The 15,329-nt window shown below is 69.4% G+C and carries 18 protein-coding genes; 12 read left to right on the top strand and 6 right to left on the bottom strand.

The genetic code is table 11. The features are described from left to right. Positions 1–46: 46 nt before the first annotated feature. A complete protein-coding gene (locus tag AC5Y4S_RS19310) occupies positions 47–904 on the top strand; it encodes an LLM class flavin-dependent oxidoreductase (protein WP_500034618.1) in 858 nt (285 codons plus the stop codon). Between the two features lie 9 nt (positions 905–913). On the opposite strand, the gene AC5Y4S_RS19305 is transcribed toward AC5Y4S_RS19310, so the two are convergent. The 3 genes from AC5Y4S_RS19305 to AC5Y4S_RS19295 all read right to left on the bottom strand — a co-directional run bounded on the left by AC5Y4S_RS19305 (position 914) and on the right by AC5Y4S_RS19295 (position 3,390). Continuing rightward, positions 914–1,426 (bottom strand): DUF3145 domain-containing protein, encoded by a 513-nt coding sequence (locus tag AC5Y4S_RS19305; protein ID WP_067160110.1) that lies wholly within the window; start codon positions 1,424–1,426, stop codon positions 914–916. A 123-nt stretch (positions 1,427–1,549) separates the two neighbouring features. Next, complete coding sequence (locus AC5Y4S_RS19300) at positions 1,550–2,374, bottom strand: serine hydrolase domain-containing protein (protein ID WP_500034280.1); 825 nt, start codon at positions 2,372–2,374, stop codon at positions 1,550–1,552. Then, complete coding sequence (locus tag AC5Y4S_RS19295; protein WP_500034617.1) at positions 2,371–3,390, bottom strand: methyltransferase domain-containing protein; 1,020 nt, start codon at positions 3,388–3,390, stop codon at positions 2,371–2,373. The genes AC5Y4S_RS19300 and AC5Y4S_RS19295 overlap by 4 nt, the downstream gene beginning before the upstream one ends. 141 nt (positions 3,391–3,531) lie before the next feature. On the opposite strand from AC5Y4S_RS19295, the gene AC5Y4S_RS19290 reads away from it, so the two are divergent. The 8 genes from AC5Y4S_RS19290 (at position 3,532) to AC5Y4S_RS19255 (ending at position 9,269) form a co-directional block, all read left to right on the top strand. Continuing rightward, entirely contained in the window at positions 3,532–4,617 is a 1,086-nt protein-coding gene (locus AC5Y4S_RS19290; protein WP_500034279.1) for an S-(hydroxymethyl)mycothiol dehydrogenase, read from the top strand. Beyond that, positions 4,617–5,240 carry an MBL fold metallo-hydrolase gene (locus AC5Y4S_RS19285; protein WP_500034278.1) on the top strand — a complete coding sequence of 208 codons (624 nt, stop codon included), beginning with the start codon at positions 4,617–4,619 and terminating at the stop codon, positions 5,238–5,240. The genes AC5Y4S_RS19290 and AC5Y4S_RS19285 overlap by 1 nt, the downstream gene beginning before the upstream one ends. A 93-nt stretch (positions 5,241–5,333) precedes the next feature. Then, on the top strand, positions 5,334–5,972 hold the full coding sequence (locus AC5Y4S_RS19280) for an NAD(P)-dependent oxidoreductase (protein ID WP_500034277.1): 639 nt from the start codon (positions 5,334–5,336) through the stop codon (positions 5,970–5,972). 44 nt (positions 5,973–6,016) lie between these two features. Beyond that, positions 6,017–6,493, top strand: a complete 477-nt coding sequence (locus AC5Y4S_RS19275) for a MarR family winged helix-turn-helix transcriptional regulator (RefSeq protein WP_500034276.1) — start codon at positions 6,017–6,019, stop codon at positions 6,491–6,493. A gap of 128 nt (positions 6,494–6,621) precedes the next feature. Then, positions 6,622–6,990 carry a DoxX family protein gene (locus tag AC5Y4S_RS19270; protein WP_500034275.1) on the top strand — a complete coding sequence of 123 codons (369 nt, stop codon included), beginning with the start codon at positions 6,622–6,624 and terminating at the stop codon, positions 6,988–6,990. A gap of 2 nt (positions 6,991–6,992) precedes the next feature. Then, positions 6,993–7,403: a hypothetical protein gene (locus AC5Y4S_RS19265; RefSeq protein ID WP_500034274.1), complete on the top strand. Its 411-nt coding sequence runs from the start codon at positions 6,993–6,995 to the stop codon at positions 7,401–7,403. Then, the gene (locus AC5Y4S_RS19260; RefSeq protein WP_500034273.1) at positions 7,400–8,941 is read left to right on the top strand and encodes a multicopper oxidase family protein; all 1,542 of its coding nucleotides are present in this window, start codon (positions 7,400–7,402) and stop codon (positions 8,939–8,941) included. The genes AC5Y4S_RS19265 and AC5Y4S_RS19260 overlap by 4 nt, the downstream gene beginning before the upstream one ends. A gap of 49 nt (positions 8,942–8,990) precedes the next feature. After that, positions 8,991–9,269, top strand: coding sequence for a hypothetical protein (locus tag AC5Y4S_RS19255; RefSeq protein ID WP_500034272.1), 279 nt, complete (start codon positions 8,991–8,993; stop codon positions 9,267–9,269). On the opposite strand, the gene AC5Y4S_RS19250 is transcribed toward AC5Y4S_RS19255, so the two are convergent. The 3 genes from AC5Y4S_RS19250 to lnt all read right to left on the bottom strand — a co-directional run bounded on the left by AC5Y4S_RS19250 (position 9,266) and on the right by lnt (position 12,713). Continuing rightward, positions 9,266–10,420: a PE family protein gene (locus AC5Y4S_RS19250; protein WP_500034271.1), complete on the bottom strand. Its 1,155-nt coding sequence runs from the start codon at positions 10,418–10,420 to the stop codon at positions 9,266–9,268. The two genes, AC5Y4S_RS19255 and AC5Y4S_RS19250, sit on opposite strands and share 4 nt — an antisense overlap. An 80-nt stretch (positions 10,421–10,500) precedes the next feature. Further along, a complete protein-coding gene (locus AC5Y4S_RS19245; RefSeq protein WP_500034270.1) occupies positions 10,501–11,226 on the bottom strand; it encodes an SHOCT domain-containing protein in 726 nt (241 codons plus the stop codon). After that, entirely contained in the window at positions 11,223–12,713 is a 1,491-nt protein-coding gene (gene lnt / locus AC5Y4S_RS19240; protein WP_500034269.1) for an apolipoprotein N-acyltransferase, read from the bottom strand. The genes AC5Y4S_RS19245 and lnt overlap by 4 nt, the downstream gene beginning before the upstream one ends. Before the next feature lie 44 nt (positions 12,714–12,757). Here lnt and AC5Y4S_RS19235 point away from each other — a divergent pair, with 44 nt between their 5' ends. From AC5Y4S_RS19235 to AC5Y4S_RS19225, 3 genes are all read left to right on the top strand, one after another. Continuing rightward, positions 12,758–13,714, top strand: a complete 957-nt coding sequence (locus AC5Y4S_RS19235) for an SDR family oxidoreductase (RefSeq protein ID WP_500034268.1) — start codon at positions 12,758–12,760, stop codon at positions 13,712–13,714. 13 nt (positions 13,715–13,727) lie between these two features. Beyond that, positions 13,728–14,834, top strand: coding sequence for a class I SAM-dependent methyltransferase (locus tag AC5Y4S_RS19230; RefSeq protein WP_500034267.1), 1,107 nt, complete (start codon positions 13,728–13,730; stop codon positions 14,832–14,834). 72 nt (positions 14,835–14,906) lie between these two features. Continuing rightward, positions 14,907–15,329 (top strand): hypothetical protein, encoded by a 423-nt coding sequence (locus AC5Y4S_RS19225; RefSeq protein ID WP_500034266.1) that lies wholly within the window; start codon positions 14,907–14,909, stop codon positions 15,327–15,329.

Raw genomic sequence — 15,329 nt, 5'->3', positions numbered from 1 at the left:
GACCGCTGCCAGCCTGGAACCCATGAACCCCACTGGCATGCACACCATGCGGATCGGAATCGGACTGCCCGGCCATATCGCTCACGTGGCGGGGCCCTTGACCGCCGAGTGGGCCCGCCGAGCCGAGCAGCGCGGGTTCGCTAGCGTGGCCGCGATCGACCGGCTGGTGTACGAAAGCCTGGACGCGATCGTCGCGCTGTCGGTGGCCGCGGGCGCAACCACCGACATCGGTTTGATGACCAATGTGCTGCTGGCCCCGCTGTATCCGGCGGTGCTGCTGGCCAAGCAAATCACCACCGTCGCCGCCGCATCCGGTGACCGGCTCACGCTCGGGTTGGGCGTCGGGAGTCGACCCGACGACTACACCGCCGTCGGCGTCGACTTCCGGCGGCGCGGTCGCATCCTCGACCAGACCGTCGCCTTGCTGCGCGACGCGTGCGACGCCAAGGTCGTTGCCGGCGACAAGGCGCTCAGCCCGGCACCGGCGCGGATCCCGATCTTGTTCGGTGGACGCGCCGACGCGACGATCCGGCGCGCCGCAACGATCGGCGACGGCTGGGCCGCAGGAGCGCTGCGCGAGTACGCCAACCAGTCCGCGCTCGCCGACCGGGTGCGGGCGGCGTGGGTGGAGGCGGGCCGGGCGGGCCGTCCCCGGCTGCACGCCAGCGTCAACTTCGCCTTGGGCGACGCCGACACCGTCGCCGCCGGTCGCGCAAACCTGTACCGCTATTACGGGTTCAAACCCGACTACGCCGCCCTGAACGTCGACGACATGGTCGCCTCACCGGAAGATGCGGCACAGACCGTGCGCGCCTACCGCGACCTGGGCTTCGACGGGCTGGTGTTCCACCCCTTCGTGGCCGATATCGAGCAGGTCGACCGCCTTGCGGACGCGGTCTTGTGACGGACCCGCTTACCCGACGCCGCGGCTGAGCCAGGTCACTTCCCCGGCGTCGCCGCCGTCGCGATACACCTCGAGCGCCTCGTCCCACGCCGTGCCCAGCACCGAGTCCAGCTCGGCGGCCAGATAGTCGGCGCCCTGCGCCATCATCGACCGAAGCCGCATCTCCCCGACCATGACGTCGCCGTTGGCGCTCATCGACCCGCTCCACAGGCCGAGCTGCGGGGTGTGGCTGAACCGCTGGCCGTCAACCCCCGGGCTCGGGTCCTCGGTGACCTCGAACCGCAGCACCGACCACGAGCGCAGGGCGTTGGCCAACCGGGCGCCGGTGCCCACCGGCCCGACCCAGTTGGTGACCGCGCGCAGCTGCCCAGGCATCGCCGGCTGCGGCGTCCAGACCAGGTTGGCCTTCGACTGCAGGGTTGACGACAACGCCCACTCGACGTGCGGGCACACCGCCGCGGGCGAGGCGTGGACGTACACCACACCCGTCGTCACGTCGGCAAATTGGTTCGACGCACGCATCTCCTGCTCCTTCGGTTCCACGAGGGACGTCTTCCCCAACGACCTGGTGGATCCGTACAAGCGGGATGCATGTAAAGTTTTGTGTCCTGCGTGTCTATTGTGCCCTCTGATGCCCCTGTTGCGCTAGTGTGCGGAGTGGTCAATTATGACCGCATCCGAAATCGCCGGCCACGGCTCGTGCGCCCACTCGCCGAAATCGCGGTCGGTCAGCACCACCAGCGCCAGGTCGGCCTCGGGATCGACCCAGATAAACCCGCCCGACTGGCCGAAATGGCCGTACGTCCGCGCCGAGTTGCGCGACCCCGTCCAGTGCGGCGATTTGCCGTCGCGGATCTCGAAACCCAGGCCCCAGTCGTTGGGCCGCTGCACGCCGTAGCCGGGCAGCACCCCGTCCAGGCCGGGAAATTGCACGGTCGTGGCCTCGGCGTGCAGCTGCGGCGACACGACGGCCGGCCGCAGCAGCTCACGGGCGAAGGCCGCCAGGTCGGCGATGGTCGAGGTGGCGCCGAACCCGGCGGCCGCGGCGCCGCCGTTCAGCCGGGTCGTCGCCATGCCGAGCGGCTCGCACACCGCCTCGTACAGATAGCGGCCGAACTCGATTCCCGACTCGGCCTCCAAAGCCTGGGCCAGCACGGTGAAGCCCTGGTTTGAATACATCCGCCGGGTGCCGGGCTTGGCCAGCACCCGATCGTTGTGCATCGCCAGGCCCGACGCGTGCGCCAGCAGGTGCCGGACCGTGGCGCCGGGCGGGCCGGCGGGGGCGTCGAGCGCGACGACGCCCTCCTCGATGGCGATCTGCGCGGCCCGGGCCACCAGCGGCTTGGTGACCGAGGCCAGCTCGAAGACCCGCGCGGTGTCGCCGTGGCTGGCCAGGACGCCGGCCGGCCCGACGACCGCGGCGGCCGCATTGGCCACCGGCCAATCGGCGAGCGCGTCGAGGGCGGTCACTTCCTGGCGATGTAGTAGCTGTTGATCGGGTCGCCCTCGATCTCGGTCACCCGGACGTCGGCGAACCCGGCGTCGGCGAGCATCGACGTGGCCAGCTGCGTCCCCCAGGCGGTGCCCAGCCCGGCGCCGTCCAGCGCCAGCGACACCGTCATGCAGTGCATCAGCGAGACCGTGTAGAGGTAGGTGCTCATCGGGACGTCGACGTTGTCCTCCAGCCGGCTCGACGCCTTGATGTCGGCCATCAGGAAAACGCCGCCGGGTCGCAGCGCGCGGTAGATGTTCTCCAGCACCCGGGCGGGCTGCGCCTGATCGTGGATGGCGTCGAATGTGGTGATGACGTCGTAGGCGTCCGTCTTGTCCAGGTCGGTCAGGTTCTTCGCCTCGAAGGAGGCGTTAGTCAGGCCGAGCCGGGCCGCCTCCTCGACTCCCGTCGCGATGGCCTCTTTCGAGAAGTCGATGCCGGTGAATTGGCTCGCCGGGAACGCCTGTGCCATCACGTTGATCGCGTGTCCGCTGCCGCAGCCGAAGTCGGCCACGTCCGCGCCGGCGCGCAGGCGGTCGGGCAGGCCGTCGACCAACGGCAGCACGACGTCGACGAGCGCGATGTCGAACACCGCGGCGCTCTGCTCGGCCATCAGCGCGTGGAAGCGGGGGAACTCGCTGTAGGGCAGCCCGCCTCCGTTGCGGAAGCAGCCGACGACCTTCTGCTCCACCTCGCCGAGCTGCGGGAGGAACAGGGCCACCAACGCCAGGTTGTCGGGCCCGGCCGCGCGGGTGAGAACGGCCGCCCGGTGGGCGGGCAGCGTGTAGGTCGCGGCGGCCGGGTCGTAGTCGACGACGTGCGCGGTGGTCATGCCGGCCAGCCATTCGCGCACATAGCGTTCGTTGAGGCCGGCGGCCTCGGCGATCTGCGCGCTGGTCGCCGGCGGGAGCCCGGCCATCGTGTCCAGCAGGCCGGTCTGGTGACCGATGCTCAGCAGGATCGTGAGGCTCGCGCCGTCAATGGCCGCGACCATTCGCCCGGCGAATTCCTCTGTGGTCTCGGAGGTTGTCTCAGGTGCCGTCACGTTCTGCAGACGCTACACCGGCCTGGTTAGGGGCCCAGTCTGCGAGACTCGACGCAACGACTTGGAGAGCTCGCCAGTAGGTTGGTGCCCATGAGTCAGACAGTGCGCGGAGTCATTTCACGCAAGAAGGGCGAACCCGTCGAGCTGGTCGACATCGTCGTCCCCGACCCCGGACCCGGCGAGGCGGTGGTCGACGTCATCGCCTGCGGGGTCTGCCACACCGACCTGACCTACCGCGAGGGTGGCATCAACGACGAGTATCCGTTCCTGCTCGGCCACGAGGCCGCCGGACGCGTCGAGGCGGTGGGGCCGGGCGTGACGGCGGTCGAGCCGGGCGACTTCGTGATCCTGAACTGGCGCGCCGTGTGCGGGCAGTGCCGGGCCTGCAAGCGTGGGCGCCCGCACCTGTGCTTCGACACGTTCAACGCCGCGCAGAAGATGACGCTGACCGACGGCACGGAACTCACCCCGGCGCTGGGCATCGGGGCGTTCGCCGACAAGACGCTGGTGCACTCCGGCCAGTGCACCAAGGTCGACCCGCAGGCCGACCCCGCCGTCGCCGGCCTGCTGGGCTGCGGCGTGATGGCCGGCATCGGCGCCGCGATCAACACCGGGGCGGTGACCCGCGACGACACCGTCGCCGTGATCGGCTGCGGGGGCGTGGGCGACGCTGCGATCGCCGGGGCGGCGCTGGTCGGGGCCCGGCAGATCATCGCGGTCGACACCGATAACAAGAAGCTGGACCTGGCCCGCAAGTTCGGCGCCACCCACACGATCAACGCCCGCGAGTTCGACGTGGTGAAGACGATCCAGGACCTCACCGACGGCTTCGGCGTCAACGTGGCGATCGACGCCGTGGGCCGGCCCGAAACCTGGCAGCAGGCCTTCTACGCCCGCGACCTCGCGGGAACCGTTGTGCTGGTTGGTGTTCCGACCCCCGACATGCGCCTGGAGATGCCGCTGGTGGACTTCTTCAGCCACGGCGGCTCGCTGAAGTCGTCGTGGTACGGCGACTGCCTGCCCGAGCGCGACTTCCCCACTCTGATCGACCTGTACCTGCAGGGCCGGCTGCCGTTGGACAAGTTCGTCTCCGAGCGCATCGGCCTCGATGACGTCGAGGAGGCGTTCCACAAGATGCATGGCGGCAACGTGTTGCGTTCGGTGGTGCTGCTCTGATGGTGGACATCGATCGAGTGGTGACCCACGGCACGTTCGAATTGGACGGCGGCAGTTGGGAAGTCGACAACAACATCTGGCTGATCGGCGACAATTCCAACGTCGTGGTGTTCGACGCCGCCCACGATGCGGCGCCGATCGTCGAGGCCGTGGCCGGCCGCCATGTGGTCGCGGTGGTGTGCACGCACGGCCACAACGACCACGTGACGGTCGCGCCCGAACTCGGCGAGACGCTCGACGCGCCCGTGTTGCTGCATCCGGCCGACGAGGTCCTGTGGCGAATGACGCACCCGGACAAGGAATTCCGCTCCATCTCCGACGGCCAGACGCTCAGCGTGGGGGGCACGGAGCTGCGGGCGCTGCACACCCCGGGCCACTCCCCCGGATCGGTGTGTTGGTATTCGCACGACCTGGGCGTCGTGTTCAGCGGGGACACCCTGTTCTCCGGCGGCCCCGGAGCCACCGGCCGCTCGTACTCCGATTTCCCGACGATCCTCCAATCCATCTCGGAGCGCCTCGGCACGCTGCCCGGCGAGACGATCGTGCACACCGGCCACGGCGACAGCACCACCATCGGCGACGAGATCGTGCACTACGAAGAGTGGGTCGCCCGCGGCCACTAGGCCACCCGCCCGATTCGGCTCAATCTCCTTGGTCGATTCCGTCATTTTCCTGTATTGTCACGTTTAGTGATAATCCTCGCAGGAGGCAGAACCATGAAAATCACGGTATTCGGAGCGACCGGCGGCGTCGGACGCGAACTGGTAAAGCAAGCGCTGGGACGCGGTTACGCCGTGGTCGCGGTCGTCCGCGATGCCGGCCGGCTCGGCGTGACACATCCAGCGCTGGACGTCGTCACGGTCACCGCGCTCGACGATCCCGGCACCCTCATCCCGGCGATCCGCGGAAGCGACGCCGTGCTGTCGGCCCTCGGCCCGCGTGGACGCAAAGACGGGCCCGTCGTGAGCAGCAGCACCCGCGCGATCCTGGCGGCGATGAACGCCTGCGCGACGAAGCGATTCGTCGCCGTCAGCGCGCTGCCGGTAGGTCCGACGGCCGAAGGCGAGCGGTTGATGACGCGCTGGGTGTTGCTTCCCGTCCTGAAAACCGTTCTGGGAAATGTCTATGCCGACCTCGCCGAGATGGAATCCCTCTTGCAGCACAGCGACGTCGATTGGACCGTCGTGCGTCCGCCCCGGCTCGTCGACCGGCCGCTCACCGGTGATTACCGCACGGTGGTGGGCGCCAACGTGGCCCGCGGCTCGGCCATCTCGAGGGCCGACGTTGCGCACGCCATGCTCGACGCCCTGGCGTCGGCACAGACGATCCGGCAGCCAGTCGGCGTGTCGTACTGATTATCCTGACCCGTGACAATCCCGGCCGGTGTTAGCCTTGGCCGATGACTGAACAGGGCTCCGGCATCACCGAACTCGACGAACGGATCCCGTTTCTGCTTTCACAGTTGGGCGCCCATGTCAGCAGCGATTTCCAGCGGCGGCTGGCGCCGATCGGAACCGACCCGCGCACGTACGCGGTGCTGCTGGCCTTGGCCGCCGCCGACGGCCAGTCCCAGCGCCAGCTGTCCGAACGCCTCGGCATTCACCGCAACGCCATGGTCATGGTCATCGACAACCTCGAGCAACGCGGGCTGGCCAAACGGTTGACCCATCCCGACGACAGACGGGCGGTGGCCGTGACCCTTACCGCCAAGGCTCGCCGCCTGCTACCGGCCCTGCACGAGCAGGGCCGTGAGCTCGAAGACGAGATCGCCGCACCGCTGTCCGCGACGGAACGCGCCACGCTGCGGCGACTTTTGCAGCGAGTGGCGGCCGGAGCGGGCCTCATCCCGGGGGTCCACCCGGGCCTGACGCGCTGACCCGCGTTCTGCAACCGCTCCGACGAGCTTCGCTGAGACCGATGGGGTCTGGCACTCCGCATGATTGTCACATATAGTGATGATCATTATTCGTGACTAATCTGCCTCTGGCTCGATAGGAGCGCGTCGTGCACACCGCATATGTCGTCATAACGCTCATCGCGATCGCCTTCGATGGATTTTCTGGCGTCGCGGCACTGGTTCACTTCGCACCGATCCTTCCGGGGATGGCGAGCGCGGGCGTGCCGGTCTCTTGGTTGAGGTTTCCGATCGGCACGTTGAAGACGCTAGGGACCGTCGGACTCGTTGTGGGCCTGTGGGTTCCGGCTATCGGCATCGCGGCCGCGGCGGGGTTGGTGATGTTCTTCGTGTGCGCCGTCTACACCCATGTGCTCGCCCACGACATCACCGGTCAGATGATGTTCGGCGGGTTTCTGCTCGCGCTCAATTGCGCCACCTTGACCGCCGCGATCGCGGCCCACCCAGGGATCTTGTGACCATGAAACCGGCCGCGCGTGCGCCATTGTTGTTGGCGCGCTTCAGCACCGCCTTGATGGTCGCCTGGGCCCTGACGCAGGCGATCTTGGCCGGCAATTTCCTCGGCGGCCAGTACGACGCGCTGCAGCTGCACGCGCTTGGCGCCAGAGCGATCACCGTCACCTCCGCGGTGCAAATCGTCATTCTCGCGTGGGTCTGGCGCGGCACCGGCCGCCGGGGACCGTTCTTCGCGGGCGTCGCGCAGACCCTGCTGCTCGTCGCCGAGTTCGCGACCGGCGAACTGCGCCTCACCGCCCTACACATCCCGCTCGGTGTGCTGCTGGTCGCCGGGATTGTCCAACTGGTGACGATGATCTGGCGTATCCCCCTGCCGCTGCGACGCGCCGACGCGGACCTCGAGGCGACACGATGAACCGCCGCGCCCTGCTGCGCGCGGGGCTGCTCACCGCGGGCGCCGGCGTCGTCGCAGCCGCGTTGCCGGCGGCGCAGACGGCGCTGGGGCCGGCCGAGCCGGGCACGCTGCTGCCAAGCCGCACGCCGCTGCCGCCGCGTTATCAGACGCCGCTGCCCATACCGGTTCGGCTGGCCCCCAGCGAAACCGACGGCACGACGGACTATTACACCATCACCCAGCAGGTCACCGATTTGGCGATACTTCCCGGCCTGACCACGCGAGCGTGGACCTACGGGGGAACGTTTCCCGGGCCAACGATCGAGTCGCGGTCGGGTCGGCGAACCGCGATCCGCCATCACAATGCCCTGCCCGTACCGGTGGCGGTGCACCTCCATGGCGGTCACACCCCGCCGGACAGCGATGGGTACCCGCTCGATCTCATCGAGCCGCATGCGCCAGATGCCGCGGCCGGCCACACCGGCATGCCCGGCATGTCACGCAATTCGGTTGTCGGGCAACGTGACTACGTCTACCCGATGCAGCAGCGCGCGGCCACCCTCTGGTATCACGATCACCGCATGGGGTACACCGGTCAGGCCGTCTGGCGGGGGCTCGCCGGGTTCCACATCGTGCACGACGACGAAGAGGACGCGCTCCCGCTGCCGCGCGGCCGCCGCGACATACCGCTGATGATCGCCGATCGGTCGTTTGGCGCCGACGGCTCGTTCCAGTATCCGACCACGGAGGGCGGCGACGTCGCCCATCCCTACATGAACGGTGTGCTCGGTGACGTCGTCTTGGTCAACGGGGCGGCGTGGCCGGTGCTGGAAACCGACCCCGCGCGGTACCGATTCCGGGTGCTCAATGCCTCCAACGCGCGCCGGTACCGGCTACAACTCGACCCGCCGCCGCCCGGCGGGTCCGCATTCACCCAAATAGGAAGCGACGGCGGCCTGCTGGCCGCACCGATCAACCACGACGCGATCGACATCGCCCCGGCCGAACGGTTCGACCTCATCGTCGACTTCTCCCGCTACCCGTCGGGAACCCGGGTGCGCCTCACCAACGCGCTTGGCGCCCAGTCCACCTCGGAGATCATGCGCTTCGACGTCGTCGGCACCGACCGATCGGACGAAACGACGATTCCCGAGAAACTCGGTGAAAGCTATACCCCGCTAGAGCGTGGTCGCGCCGTGGCCACCCGCACCTTCCTGTTCGGTCAAGGCCGCGCGGGCATGTGGACGATCAACAACAAGCCGTACCAGCCGGGGGTTCCGCTGGCCGCACCGCGCCTGGGCGACATCGAAATCTGGCGGTTCATCACCGATATCCGGCACCCGATCCATGTGCATCTCAACCACTTCCAGGTGCTATCCCGCAACGACAGGCCGCCGGGCCGCTTCGATCGCGGATGGAAAGACACCGTCGATGTCGCGCCGTCCGCGGCGGTGGAGGTCGCCGTCCAATTCACCGACTACCGCGGAACGTATCTCGTGCATTGCCACAACCTCGAGCACGAAGACATGGCGATGATGGCGGACTTCGTCACGCTCTAGGTCGCGAGCTCGCTCAGCAGAAACCGCCCCGGCCAACGACAATGAGTACGTGGACGATAAGGCCGAATCCGACCTGGCGTGGGAACTGGCTGATGCGGTCAGCCCGCTATTGACCGACCGCGACCGCAGCCGGTTTTACGCCGCGATCGGGTCGGGCGAGTCATACACCGCGATCGACACGGCCCTGCAAACCATGGCGCGGCAGCGCGCGCCGATATCGTCCGAGCTGATCGCCAAGCTCACCGACTGGCTCGGGGCATACACGCACAGCGCCGACGCACCGCGGCTGCGCGGGCTGCTGCGCGCCATCGAATCGCCCCTGACTTAGTTCGCGGGCGGTCGAAGACCGAGAGCGCCCAGCAGTTCGTCGCGTCCCCACGGCTTGCTGGTGGCGGCCTCACGAAGTTCGTCCCGCCATTCGTCCTTGTCGCGCAGCCGCAATCGCAGCTTGTCGCGCAACCCCCGAAGGCTTCGCAGCCGTAGCGGCGGGATGGGCAGGGGCACTGCCGCTTTGTCGCGGTCGGAGTGATCCGGCTGCGCGGCATCGCCCGGGTGCGCCGGGCCGCCCTGGTGCAGCGGCTGCGCCTTGGGTGCCGTTGGTATGGCCGGGGCGGCGGGCGGGGGTACCGCTTCGACGGAGGCCGCCGGTGCGACCGGCTCCCCCAAGCCGGTGACGGCGGCGGAATGGCCGCTGACGCCGTCCAACCCCGGGACCATTGCCGCCGCCGGGTAGGCGGTCGCCATGACGTGGGGCGCTGGCGGCGGCGTCGCTATGCCCGGCACCAGCGGCGCGGCCGGCGCAGCCGGCGCCGCCCCCCAGGTAGGTGCGACGGCCGCCGCAGCGGTGCCACCGCCGACGCTGACGGGACCACCGGCCGGCTGAGGGGCGTCGCCGCCCCCACCACCGCCACCGCCGGGGCCGCCGCCGTCACCGGTGACGCCGTTGGCGCCGCCGGCATTGCCGCCTGGTGGGCCACCGGCCGCGGCCGCGTGGGCGTCCCCGGTGGATGCGCCGGCCCCGGCGCCCACGTGGTTGGCGCTGACGGGCGCTGTGCCGACGCTGCCCGGTGCGGGCCCGCCGCTGCCGGCATGTTGCGCGGCATCCATCGCCCCGTGGGCGGTGTTGCCGATCAGGTGCCCGGCGGGAGACTGGCTGGCCGCGCCGACAAATTCCTGCACTTTCTGCAGCGGCGACGCGTTGACGGCCTCGGTGCTGGCGTACGCACCAGCGCTCGCGCGCAGCGCCTGGACAAACTGGTCGTGGTAATAAGCGGCTTGGGCGCCGGCGGCCTGATAGGCCTTCGAGTGCGCGGAAAACAGCGCCGATACGAACGCCGACACGCCATCGCCGCCCGGGGCTGCCACCCCCGCGGTCCCGGCCGCTGCGGCCGAATTGGCCGCGTTGATCGTCGACCCGACTGAGGCCAAATCCCCGGCCGCGGCCGCCAGCAGGTGCGGCGTGGCGGTCACCTCCGACATGAGCTACCTCCCAGCCCCGGTCGACCTTGTACGGCGGATCGTAGCGCGGTCGGAACGGACATCCTAGGGTTCGGGCCGAATCAATGCCCCTCGAGGATCCGGCGCTTCTCGGCCTCGAACTCCTCCGCGGTCAACGCCCCGGAATCCCGCAGCGCCGCGAGCGTTTTGAGCCGCTCGAGGCGGACCCCCTCGTCGCTGGGTTCCACCGGGATCGTCGGCGACACCGGCACCGGCGGCGGGTAATAGGGGTTGGCCGCCACCACGGCCTTGCGCCGGGTGCGCGACAGCCACACGCCCGACAGGATCGAGCCGACCAGTCCCGCGACGAACAGCCCGACGAACAACCACACCAGATAGCCATAAGAACTCTTGTGGCCGAAGGCCAGTCGCGGGTTGATGTATCCGTTGACCTGGCCGTCGGTCGTGATGTTGTAGGTGCCGGCGACGGGAATCTGGGCCACCCACACGCGCACGTGCGCGTCGTTGTTGACCGTCGTTGTGCTGCCGATGCTTTCGCTGAGCGCGGGTTGTGGGACCCCGTCGGGCGGCGCGATCGTCACCCCGAGCGGCGGCACCGGCAGGCCGCCGTTGGGGCTGCCGACGACGAGGGCGTGCAGGCTGACGGTGACCTCGCCGGCGGGCAGGTACAGGCTGTTCGACCCCGGGATCGGCACCTCGCCGTAGGCGTTGTACTTGTCCAGAAAGAACGCGTTGAGCACGAACGCAGTAATGAACCCGGCCACCGACACGACCATCAGCACGACGGCGGTGGACAGCGAAATCTTCGCGAGCCGACGGCTGGTCATGCACGCAGTGTGGCACCGCGGCCCAGGCGATGCCAGGTAAGCAGAGCGAAGCCGACGAGGATCACCACCGCCAGCACCGGCACCCAGTCCCCCAGCCGTACGTACGGCGTGGCGGTCGATCCCGTCGGGACGCTGACCACCGTGACACCCCGGAATCCAGACGGGCACCAGGCCAGGCGGTGGCCTCGGGCATCGAAGGCCGAGCTGTCGCCGGACAACCCGACGTGTACCGCCGGGCGGCCCGCCTCGACGGCGCGGACCGCGGGCTGGGCAGCCAGCTGCGGCTGCGCCCAACTGCCCTGGAACGACGACGTGGAGCTCTGGTAAACCAGCAACCCGGCGCCGAGCCATGCCTCCCGACGGGCCAGGTCGGAGAACAGGGTCTCGTAGCTGACGAGCGGCCCGACGGGCAGGTCGCCGGCATGCAGCAGCACCGGGCCGGTCCCGTGCTGCCGGTCCTGCGCGGCAGCCCGGCTGTGCCGGGTGATCCAGCCGAAAAGTGTTCGCAGCGGGACGTATTCGCCGAACGGCACCAGCCGCGTCTTGCGGTAACTGCCCAACACCCCTGTCTCGCCGACGAGCACCGCCGACTTGTAAATGCCGCCGCCCGGCGCGGGCGCGTCGACGTTGACCAGCAGGTCCGCGCCCACCCGCCGGGACAGGTCGGCGAGCCGGGCCAACACCTCCGGGTGGCCCGTGAGGTCGGATCCCACGCTGCTTTCACCCCACACGACCAGGTGGAGCCGCTGCCCGGCGAGCCCCGCCGTCAGCGCCTCGCCGGCCGCTAAACGCTCGCCGGCGTCGGCGATCTCGCCGGGCTGCACCAGCGCCACGCGCACCGTCGCGCCGCCGGACGGCGACGGGCCCAGCGCATACCACAACGGGCCCACGGCGACGCACACCACCGCGCACCCCAGCGCCAAAGAACGGCCTAGCGCGTTGCGGTGCACCAGCGCACCGACGAGAGCCGTATTGCACGCGGCCACAAGGAAACTCGTCAACCACACCCCGCCCAGCGACGCCGACGCCAGCGTCACCGGCTGGGCGGCCTGCGACGCGCCCAGCGACGCCCACGAACCACCCAGCGGCGGCCATGACCGCACCACCTCGGCCAGCACCCACGCGGTGGGCAGCACCACCACGGCCGCGACGGTGCGCCGAAAGCCGACGGGCGCCGACAACAACCGATGCGCCAGCCACCCCCAGGGCAGCCACAGCGCACCCAGCCCGGCGGCCAACAACAGCAGCAGCGGGCCGGCGCTTGTCACCAGCCAGTACTGGGTGGTCAGCACAAATCCGGCCACACCGCACCAGGCCCGCGCCGCCCCCGCCCAGGCGGACGGCGCCGCCCGGACCAGCAACAGCAGCGGAACCAGGCCGACCCAGGCCAGCCACCACCACGCGAGCGCGGGGAAGGCGAGCGCGGGCAGCGCGCCGAGCACCAACGCGGCGATCAGATTTCCGCAGGGGTTCGCTGACCGCGACACAAAGAGCAGACTAGGACCGGGCTCATACGAGAGGAGTGAAACGCATGGCCAACGATCTCGTCGCCACGGTTCCCGATCTGTCGGGCAAGCTGGCAATCGTCACCGGGGCCAACAGCGGTCTGGGATTCGGGCTGGCCCGGCGCCTGTCGGCCGCCGGCGCCGACGTCGTGATGGCGATCCGCAACCGCGCCAAGGGCGAAAAGGCGATCGAGGAAATCCGCGCCACGGTTCCCGACGCCAAGCTGACCATCAAGGCCCTCGACCTGTCGTCGCTGACCTCGGTCGCCGCGCTGGGCGAACAGCTCAACGCCGAGGGCCGCCCGATCGACATCCTGATCAACAACGCCGGCGTCATGACGCCACCGGAACGCGACACCACCGCCGACGGCTTCGAATTGCAGTTCGGCAGCAACCATCTCGGGCATTTCGCGCTGACCGGACACGTGCTGCCGCTGCTGCGCGCCGCCAAGGGCGCCCGCGTCGTCTCGCTGAGCAGCCTCGCGGCCCGCCAGAGCGGCAAGATCCACTTCGACGACCCGCAGTTCGAGAAGTCCTACGCCGCCATGTCGGCCTACGGCCAGTCGAAGCTGGCGGTGTTGATGTTCGCCCTCGAGCTCGACCGGCGCAGCCGCGCGGGTGGCTGGGGCATCGTGTCCAACGCCGCGCACCCCGGCCTGACCAAGACCAACCTGCAGATCGCCGGACCCTCACACGGCCGCGAACGGCCCGCCCTGATGGAGCGGCTGTACAAGGCGTCCTGGCGGTTCACGCCGTTCTTGTGGCAGGAGATCGACGAGGGGATCCTGCCGGCGCTGTACGCGGCCGCCGCGCCGCACGCCGAGGGCGGCGTCTTCTACGGGCCACGCGGGTTCCAGGAGCTGGCCGGCGGCGGGGTCGCCGTCGCCCGGGTGCCCAAGCTCGCCCAGAATGAGGACGACTGCCGGCGCCTCTGGGAGCTTTCCGAGCAGCTCACCGGAGTCAGCTATCCGGGGCCGAACTGACTATCGTTGGTGCATGCGGCCGGAACGTCGACTGCCCGAGTCGAGCATCGTGGTCCGGCCAGAGCCGACGGACAGCGCGACCTACACCCAGTCGTCCCGGCTGCAGGCCGCCGGCCTGGCCCAGGGCATCGCGTTGTTCGAGCGCGCCGCCGAACAGGTGCCGATCCCCGCGGCTCCGCAGCCGATCGTCATCGCCGACTACGGCGCCGCCAACGGGCACAACTCGCTGAAGCCCATGTCGGCCGGGATCGCGGTGTTGCGCCGTCGCACCCGCCACGACCACGCGATCCTGGTGGCGCACACCGATGTCCCCGACAACGACTTCACCGCGCTGTTTCGCACCCTGTCCGACGACCCGGACAGCTATTTACACACGGACACAACGAGTTTCGCCTCGGCGATCGGGCGGTCCTTCTACGGCCAAATCCTGCCGTCGAACGCGGTCAACCTCGGCTGGACGTCGTGGGCGACACAGTGGGTGAGCCGGATCCCCTGCGAGCTGGAAGATCACGTGCACGTCGGCTACAGCAACGACGACGCCGCCCGCGCGGCCTACGCGCACCAGGCCGCCGTCGACTGGAACGACTTCGTGGCGTTCCGCGGGCGCGAGTTGGTGCCCGACGGGCGGCTGGTGGTGATGACGTCGGCGGTCGACGAGGACGGCACAGCGGGCTTCCGGCCGCTGCTCGACGCGATCGTCGCGGCGCTGGCCGATCAGGCGCGGGACGGCCTGCTCGGCGAGGAGGAGCTGCGCCGCATGGCCATCCCCACATTCGCCCGCAGCGAGAAGGACTTTCACGCGCCGTTCGCGCCGAGCGGGCGGTTCGAGGGCCTGACGATCGAGCATCTCGAAACGTTCAACGCCGAGGACCGATTCTGGGCCCGGCTCCAAATTGACGACGACGCAAACGCTTTCGGGGCGCAATGGGCGGCGTTCGCGCGGTCCGCGCTCTTTCCGGCCCTGGTGGGCGGGCTGAACGGCGGCGCCGGCGACCCGCGAGCGACCGCGTTCGTCGACCACCTGGAGACCGCCGTTGCTGGACGCCTGTCGACCGCGCCCGAGCCCATGCGGATTCCGATCGCCACGGTGGTTCTGGTCAAGCGCGGCCGATCGCAGTGACGAGAGTTTCGGCGCGCCGCCACAGCGGGTAACCCCCGCAGATAGTCGCCGCGACTCCAAAGGGGGTACGTCATGAGCGTGCAGGACGACAAAGCCGCTGGCCAGGAAGAGGACCAGCGGGCGACCGACCAGGAGTCGGGCGAACAAGACGATCGGCAGCAAACCGAAAAGCCGGAGCCGAACGAGGAGCACAAGGAAAAGGCCGCCGAGATGATGACGGCCTACGAAGACCGCCCCACTTTGGTGCTGCCGGGTTCCGGCGCGATGGTGACGGGCACGGCGGTCAACGATTGGCTGGACGACGAGGGCAACCCGAAATGCGAGACGCCCGAAGGCGCCGACTCGAACGCCGGCTCGGACCAGCAGGACGACGACGAAGGCAGAGACCCCGAAGCCTACAAAGAACAAGTCGAGAAGGATAAGGCCCTCAACGAGGAGCTGAAGAAGGCCGCGGCCGAGGAGAACAAGGGCGAAAAGCGCCCCAGCGGAAGCTGA

Source organism: Mycobacterium sp. NGS64, from assembly GCF_059812245.1.
The sequence above is the reverse complement of the archived record's forward strand: the minus strand, read 5'-3'. Positions and strand labels throughout refer to the sequence as shown.

Coding starts and splice junctions, on each gene's coding strand:
- AC5Y4S_RS19250 (WP_500034271.1), bottom strand. CDS start 10,420: ATGTCGGAGGTGACCGCCACGCCGCACCTGCTGGCGGCCGCGGCCGGG.
- AC5Y4S_RS19310 (WP_500034618.1), top strand. CDS start 47: ATGCGGATCGGAATCGGACTGCCCGGCCATATCGCTCACGTGGCGGGG.
- AC5Y4S_RS19290 (WP_500034279.1), top strand. CDS start 3,532: ATGAGTCAGACAGTGCGCGGAGTCATTTCACGCAAGAAGGGCGAACCC.
- AC5Y4S_RS19265 (WP_500034274.1), top strand. CDS start 6,993: ATGAAACCGGCCGCGCGTGCGCCATTGTTGTTGGCGCGCTTCAGCACC.
- AC5Y4S_RS19275 (WP_500034276.1), top strand. CDS start 6,017: ATGACTGAACAGGGCTCCGGCATCACCGAACTCGACGAACGGATCCCG.
- AC5Y4S_RS19305 (WP_067160110.1), bottom strand. CDS start 1,426: ATGCGTGCGTCGAACCAATTTGCCGACGTGACGACGGGTGTGGTGTAC.
- AC5Y4S_RS19225 (WP_500034266.1), top strand. CDS start 14,907: ATGAGCGTGCAGGACGACAAAGCCGCTGGCCAGGAAGAGGACCAGCGG.
- AC5Y4S_RS19260 (WP_500034273.1), top strand. CDS start 7,400: ATGAACCGCCGCGCCCTGCTGCGCGCGGGGCTGCTCACCGCGGGCGCC.
- AC5Y4S_RS19235 (WP_500034268.1), top strand. CDS start 12,758: ATGGCCAACGATCTCGTCGCCACGGTTCCCGATCTGTCGGGCAAGCTG.
- AC5Y4S_RS19285 (WP_500034278.1), top strand. CDS start 4,617: ATGGTGGACATCGATCGAGTGGTGACCCACGGCACGTTCGAATTGGAC.
- AC5Y4S_RS19295 (WP_500034617.1), bottom strand. CDS start 3,390: ATGGTCGCGGCCATTGACGGCGCGAGCCTCACGATCCTGCTGAGCATC.
- AC5Y4S_RS19230 (WP_500034267.1), top strand. CDS start 13,728: ATGCGGCCGGAACGTCGACTGCCCGAGTCGAGCATCGTGGTCCGGCCA.
- AC5Y4S_RS19245 (WP_500034270.1), bottom strand. CDS start 11,226: ATGACCAGCCGTCGGCTCGCGAAGATTTCGCTGTCCACCGCCGTCGTG.
- AC5Y4S_RS19280 (WP_500034277.1), top strand. CDS start 5,334: ATGAAAATCACGGTATTCGGAGCGACCGGCGGCGTCGGACGCGAACTG.